10 protein-coding genes are annotated in these 6,004 nt (G+C 67.0%); all 10 read right to left on the bottom strand.

Features of this window, described 5'->3' with window-relative positions; translation table 11 throughout:
* Nucleotides 1–351, bottom strand: a 351-nt coding sequence (locus VFU06_03010; GenBank protein ID HEU5208357.1) for a nuclear transport factor 2 family protein, incomplete at its 3' end; no start/stop codon positions are given.
* A 63-nt stretch (nucleotides 352–414) separates the two neighbouring features.
* Complete coding sequence (locus tag VFU06_03015; protein HEU5208358.1) at nucleotides 415–876, bottom strand: nuclear transport factor 2 family protein; 462 nt, start codon at nucleotides 874–876, stop codon at nucleotides 415–417.
* Nucleotides 877–940: 64 nt separating this feature from the next.
* Complete coding sequence (locus VFU06_03020) at nucleotides 941–1,228, bottom strand: DUF6678 family protein (GenBank protein ID HEU5208359.1); 288 nt, start codon at nucleotides 1,226–1,228, stop codon at nucleotides 941–943.
* 5 nt (nucleotides 1,229–1,233) lie between these two features.
* A complete protein-coding gene (locus tag VFU06_03025) occupies nucleotides 1,234–1,890 on the bottom strand; it encodes an FMN-binding negative transcriptional regulator (protein ID HEU5208360.1) in 657 nt (218 codons plus the stop codon).
* A gap of 148 nt (nucleotides 1,891–2,038) precedes the next feature.
* A complete protein-coding gene (locus VFU06_03030) occupies nucleotides 2,039–2,470 on the bottom strand; it encodes a hypothetical protein (GenBank protein HEU5208361.1) in 432 nt (143 codons plus the stop codon).
* A 124-nt stretch (nucleotides 2,471–2,594) separates the two neighbouring features.
* On the bottom strand, nucleotides 2,595–3,017 hold the full coding sequence (locus tag VFU06_03035; GenBank protein HEU5208362.1) for a hypothetical protein: 423 nt from the start codon (nucleotides 3,015–3,017) through the stop codon (nucleotides 2,595–2,597).
* A gap of 53 nt (nucleotides 3,018–3,070) precedes the next feature.
* A complete protein-coding gene (locus tag VFU06_03040) occupies nucleotides 3,071–3,550 on the bottom strand; it encodes a hypothetical protein (protein HEU5208363.1) in 480 nt (159 codons plus the stop codon).
* Nucleotides 3,551–3,688: 138 nt separating this feature from the next.
* A complete protein-coding gene (locus VFU06_03045) occupies nucleotides 3,689–4,552 on the bottom strand; it encodes an MBL fold metallo-hydrolase (GenBank protein ID HEU5208364.1) in 864 nt (287 codons plus the stop codon).
* A 65-nt stretch (nucleotides 4,553–4,617) separates the two neighbouring features.
* On the bottom strand, nucleotides 4,618–4,962 hold the full coding sequence (locus VFU06_03050; GenBank protein HEU5208365.1) for a hypothetical protein: 345 nt from the start codon (nucleotides 4,960–4,962) through the stop codon (nucleotides 4,618–4,620).
* A gap of 75 nt (nucleotides 4,963–5,037) precedes the next feature.
* Nucleotides 5,038–5,628 (bottom strand): cupin domain-containing protein, encoded by a 591-nt coding sequence (locus VFU06_03055; GenBank protein HEU5208366.1) that lies wholly within the window; start codon nucleotides 5,626–5,628, stop codon nucleotides 5,038–5,040.
* Between the last annotated feature and the right edge of the window lie 376 nt (nucleotides 5,629–6,004).

The following is a 6,004-nucleotide window of genomic DNA, read 5'->3' on the forward strand; positions in this document are numbered from 1 at the left end:
CCTGATGACCTGCCCGTCCCGGAACTCCCAGTGGTCGCATCCGCGCACGCGGACACTGCGCCCCTCCGGCGTCGTGCCGGTCAGGAGCCACTCCGACACGCCGAAGTTGCCACTGACCCAGTGGCGATCATCGCCGTAGTGCACGTCCGGAAGGCCCTTAAAGCGCGTTGCCAGCCCCTCGCGCACCGCGGCCTTGCCGGTGAAGCGCTGTCCCCACGGCTCCGGCCCACGGGGCATGTCGAAGGTGCAGTCGTCGGCGAAATATCCCATGATCGCGTCGAGATCGTGGGCGTTGAATGCGTCGAGGATCGCCTTCAGCGTCTCGACCGACACCGGGTGCTGCTGGGGCATCGCTGGCCTCGGCTCGTTCGGTGCGAAGATGCAGACGTGCGTGGACGCTGTGGCGATGGTGTCTCAGCGCGACGGCGGCGGACAGACGGGCTGGCCCTTGTCGAACACCACCCGCCACACGCCGGGCGACTCCCGTCGCCAGATCGAGTTGAAGCGGCCGACGATCGTCCCCGCCGGATCGCGCACGGGACCGGTGCTCAGCGCCAACGTTCCCGACTCCAGTACCTGAACCGTGTCGGGCTCCCAGGCGAACGGCGCGCGCTCTCCTTCATAGAACCGCTTCCAGTGCGCCGCGACGGCCTCGCGGCCGCGCAGCGCCGCCGGCCCTGTGAAGAACACCGCCTCGTCCGAGAGCATGCGCGTGAACGCCGCATGATCCCGATCGGCCATCGTGCGTGCGAATGCCCGCTCGGCGGTGAAGACCTGCTGCTCGAGCGTCGCCGGGCTCGCCGTCGTCGCAGGGCGCGTGGGTGCGCAACCCTGCGCGAGTGCGAGGAGGAGCAGTGGGATGAATCGTGGGCGCATGACGGGGGCGGGATGTGATGAGGGAAGACAGTTCACGCGGGCTTCGCACCGACTGGACGCCACGTCAGGCGGCACGGTCAACTCGCACGGCGACGAGTTGGCCGCGATGCGTCCTGAAGACCGGATCGACCTCCATCCACTCGATCACTTCGGGCGTCTCGTCGCTCACCCAGCCCCAATCCAGATGGCCGAACCCCGGCGTGGGGAGCTCCTCGTACAGGTACTTCAGGCGGACCCTCGGCCCCAAGCTTCTCATCGTCCCGAGCGCCGTCGCGAGCTCGCGCCACCTGGTGGCGTTCATCACCGACGAGTGCCCCTCCCGGACAACGATCTCGCGAATCCGCTTGTGCACGTGGTTCAGTGGCCCCTGCCTGGCCTGCGCTCGGCGACGATGCCGGCGACGGCGCGGTCCGTGGCTGAGGCAGACTCCGAGAGGCCGGCGATGACACCGTCGATGTCGGCCGCCGACCGGTTCTGGCTCATCTTCCATTTGCCCTCGAGGCGATCGATCCGAATCTCGAGTCCGACGATCGCGCGCATCAGTTGAGCGATGTATTCCTCAGGCGCGTCGCTCACCTTCCATCCCCCTGCGCGCGCGGCTTCATGCTTCTCGGTGAGGGCTTCCAGATGGGAAAGCAGAAATTCCGGATCCTCGCGCGGGGTCACGGTCCCGGAGGCATGAACGGCGACGTAATTCCATGTCGGAACGACGCGCCCGTGTTCGCGCTTGAGCGGATACCAGTTCGGGGTGATGTACGCATCCGGTCCGGTAAAGACAACGAGCCCCGGCGCGGGGCCCGCCTTGAGTTGACGGGCGTGCGGGTTCGCGCGCGCGACATGACCGCGAAGCGTGCCCAGTGGGCCGGCCTCGCGATCCAGAATGAGCGGGAGATGCGTCGCGAACAGGTCGGAGGCTCCCCCGACGGCGGTGACGAGAGCGGCGAGGGGGTGTGCCTCCAGGAACGCGTGCAGCGTCGGGAGGTCTTCTTCGCGGAAGGAGGAAGGGATGTACATGCTGGACGTAGTGCGAGGAGGGAGTTGGGCGCCGGACGAGAGAACTCTACACCTCGCAGATGATCCCGGTCACCGCCGGCTGCGATCAAGGCGCCGGCGCGCGTACGTATCGCCACACGTGCGCGCCGACCGTCTGCCGTCTGCCTGGCTACTCGACTTCGAGGATCTGGCCTTCTGCACTGTAGTAGCCTTCACCGTCGGCCTGCATGAGGCCCTTGCGCTCGGCGAAGAGCCAGGCCCAGAAAGGATCGAGCGCGCTCAGCACGGCTTCCGGATCCCGGCCCCCCATGAGAATCTGTGCGGCGACGATCTGGCGTGCGCCCTCGAGGGTGGCGAGCACCTGCCGCTTCCCGGGGCCGTCCTCGGCATCATCGGCGAACTCGCGCAACTCCCCGAGCTCCTCCTCGAAGAGGCCGTCACCGGGCGCATTGAGCGTGATGTGCGCGATCGCATCACCGGTGTGATTGACCACGACTTCGTCCTCGCCGCCTTCAGTGGCGTATTCACCGTCGAGCGTCGCGAAAAACGTCTCGACGTCGGCCACCGAGACCGGACGGTCGTCGGCGAGGAGGTATCGCATGTAATAGCCCATGAGGCGGAACAGTGTGGAGGGTTCGTGCGGTCGACGCGGGAGTGCTTCTGCTCTGGTTCCCGCCGGCCACGAACATGTGAAATGGCCATTGGCCGCGCCAGTCAGGAACGTCTCACTCCGATGACATGGGGCCCGGGGGCGTCGCCGAGGCCCCGCCGACGCTCGGCGGCTCGAGCACGCCGACCTCGGCGAGCACGTACTCCACGACTTCGGGGAGCATGACTGGCCACGCCAGGAAACCGTGGAGCAACGGTGCGAGGCTGCGCCGATCCCCCTCGGCCGGTCGCCGCCAGCGCGACCACATCTCGTATGCGACGTAGGCGATGCCGCCCGCCAGGCCGAAGGCCGCCCAGACGACTGTCGCCTCCCGCCACGGCGCCTTGACCGCCATCGCAAGCCCGAGCAGGTAGCTCGCCAGGATTCCCAGGTTTCGCAGTCGGCGGACCGGCGGCTGCAGAAGCGAGAAGGCGGTTGTCCACGCCAGTGCGCCGAGCAGGGCCAACGCCCACGGATGGCTGAACGGGAGCTCGGACATTGGATTCGCTCTGGTGAAAAGTCGAGGAGATGCCTGACCCGATCGTCCCGCGGTCACTCGACGACGACGAAGGTATTCGACGCGATCATCGGCACCGCGCCATCGTGCCCCATCGGCATGAGGCCAATACGCAGGCGGTATGTCCCGCCGACGGCAGCCGCCTCCCATCGCGGGCTGACAGACCCGCTGAGTGATCCGCCGATGCGAAAAGTGACCGCACGCGCCTCACCGGCCGGGATCACCATGGCGGGCTCCGTATGCAGCGCGCAGACGGGACGCCACACGGTTCGCCATCCGGAGAGCGCAGGCTGCTCCACGGTGTGCGCGCAATCGACCACACTCACCGGGTCGCGCCCCGCATTCGTGATCGTGACCGGCAGGTCGAACGACAGCCAGGTCGCGACGCCGTCTTGCCATACCCCGGCGGCCACCGCGTCGGCGCGGACTTCCACGGTGGCCTGTACCGTTGGCTGCGTAGGTCCGCCGCAAGCGGCGGTAAACCCGGCTGCGAATAGTCCAATGATCGACCGCATGAAGCCTCGTGGAGGACGTGTAACGGCCCTAACCCGGTCGGCCGGTCGGGACGTCACGTACTCGGCGCCTCGATCATCTTCCACCCATTCCCCGACGAGTCCCGGAAGCTGGCGTCCATGGCGCCGCCCGCTCGGCCGTCACGGCTCCAGAATGGTCCCCAGTCCGGCGTAGCGATACTCCCGGCCGAATACGCGGCGCAGTGACGCGAAGCCGAACTCGCCGGTACAGTGGCCAGGCGCGATGGATTTCACGCTCCACGTGGCGTGGAGGGCTTCCGCCAGGCGCTCGACTTCAGCGTCCGGCAACGTGGTCCAGTGGAGGCCTCCGACCAGGAGCCGCACCGGGTTCGATTTCGCTGCCACCGATTCGAGGATCTGCTCGATCCCGGGGTGCGAGCATCCGACGAGCACGATCTGCCCGTCAGGCGTCGAGATGGCTAGCGAGAGCTCCGGCGTCTCCCGGAAGGTCTCGCCGCGAGAGACATTCGACACGACCCGGATGCCGCGGCCGATCGTTCGCTCGCCATCGATCCGTTCCAGGTTGGCATGCTTCCACGGACTCCCATGAGGCACCTGCGCGGGCACGCTGCCGTCGAAGTACCGCATGTGGGCCGGGAGCGAATCGACCTTGCGCCGGAAGAATACCTGCGGGGTGGGGCCGCCGAAGTACTCGTCGTTGGCCACGTAGATCGTCACGTCAGGATTCAACTCGAGGAGGTAGCGCAACCCGTCGGTGTGATCGCCGTGGCGATGGGAGATCACCACGAAGTCCAGGTCGCGGAGATCGATTCCCAGGACCTCGACGTTGTGCCGGAACAGATCGGAATCGTTGCCGGTGTCGAAGAGGATGCGCATTCCGTCGTGCTCGACGAGCGCAGCGTAGCCCCAGTCCTTCCGGAGGTCCGCACGCTCACCGAACGCGTCGACGAGAACGGTTACGCGCGTGGCCGCCGTAGCTGGCGCATCGACAGGTGAAGCGATGGCGATTGCGAGCGCCAGCAAGGGGAGTACGACCCTGGTTCTCCAGATGTCATGAGAGGGTTGTTGCGTTGCAATACGGCGTGCGCCTATCGCTGCCAGAGCCCGTGATCGATGCCGCCCAGGAGATAGATGGCGAAGGTGCCATGCCCCGGGATCTCCATCGGGGGATGTGCGATCTCGCCGCCGGCCTTCACCACGGCTGCGACGGCCGCTTCGATGTCATCCACCAGCCAGTAGGGGCGCACCACCGGCGCTTCGGTTTCGCGCAGGGGCGCCCGCACCCCCACCAGCCCTCCCCCGGGCATCCCGGCGGTCCGCGCGTTCCCGAGCCCGACATCCGGCGCATCGAACCGCACGCCGTTCGCCGCCTCGTACGCGGCGCAAACTGCGTCCACCTCTCCGGTCACGATTTCGAGATAGTAGATCTGCATGGTGGTCGAAAGTGGCCGCCTCCGGCAGGTTGGGTCGATGGAGTTGCAGGATCGCCGTGTCTCCTCCCAAAGCGACTACGGCACCGGCGGTCCCGCGATGGTATGCCATCGGTGCTTCGCCTGGGTTCGCGCGCGCTCGTCGGCGGACATCGGTGTCACCGGTTGGCCGTCAGGGACGGAATTGTCGCGCATCAGCTCCTCGAAGCCGGGTTTCGAGAACGTGAAGGTGATGCCGAGCGGCTCGGTCCCATCATTCACGAGGCTGATGGTGACGTTGCGCGGGATGTATATCGTCGCACCCGCTGTCACGCGTGCGGTGCGCCCATTCAGTGACGCGGTTCCCGAACCGCGGTGGACGAAGAGGATCTCGTCCGCGACGAGGTGCCGATGCGACTGGATTTCCGCGCCTGGCGCGATATCCTCGTAGCCCATCACCAGGTCCGGCGATCCGCCGTTCTGGCGGTCGACCTTGATGATGAACGGCCCCTTCCCGGCGTTTCGCCGCACGCGTCGCTCTCCCTCGCCGCTGTGCAGGATCAATCCTTCGGCCTGCACTGCCGGGCTTGCCGAAGGCGCCGTGCGCCGTGCGTTGCAGTTCACCCCGACGGCGGTGATCATGAGTATCGCCGACGCAACGAGCGGCCGGGGAGTGGACGACAGTCGCACGCTCGCCTCCTGAGTGTTGATGGCTCTCCACCGCTGCAGCAGCGCGCTGTCCGCCGCTGCCTGCGTGAGCCGTCTGCCTGCCACCTTCACCATGCAGTATACGGCACGCCCGGCCGCGTGACCGGGCAATGTCTTGCACTTCGATGCTCGAGCCCGCATCGCCGGAGGTGGTACCGCAAGCGGCAGACTCGAGCATGGAAATCCTCACGTGGGAGAGTCTGCCGGCCCATCGAAGAGCACCGTTTCCTGGCCGACTTCGACTTCCCCGTATCTGGGCGCGCCCGCACGCTCGTAGACATGCAGCACGGCGCCGGTATCCGTCTGCTCCGACTCGACGAGCCGGAAGCTGCACGGAATGGTTCCCTCGGCGAAGAGG

This window comes from Longimicrobiales bacterium, assembly GCA_035764935.1.
Lineage (GTDB): Bacteria > Gemmatimonadota > Gemmatimonadetes > Longimicrobiales > RSA9 > DASTYK01.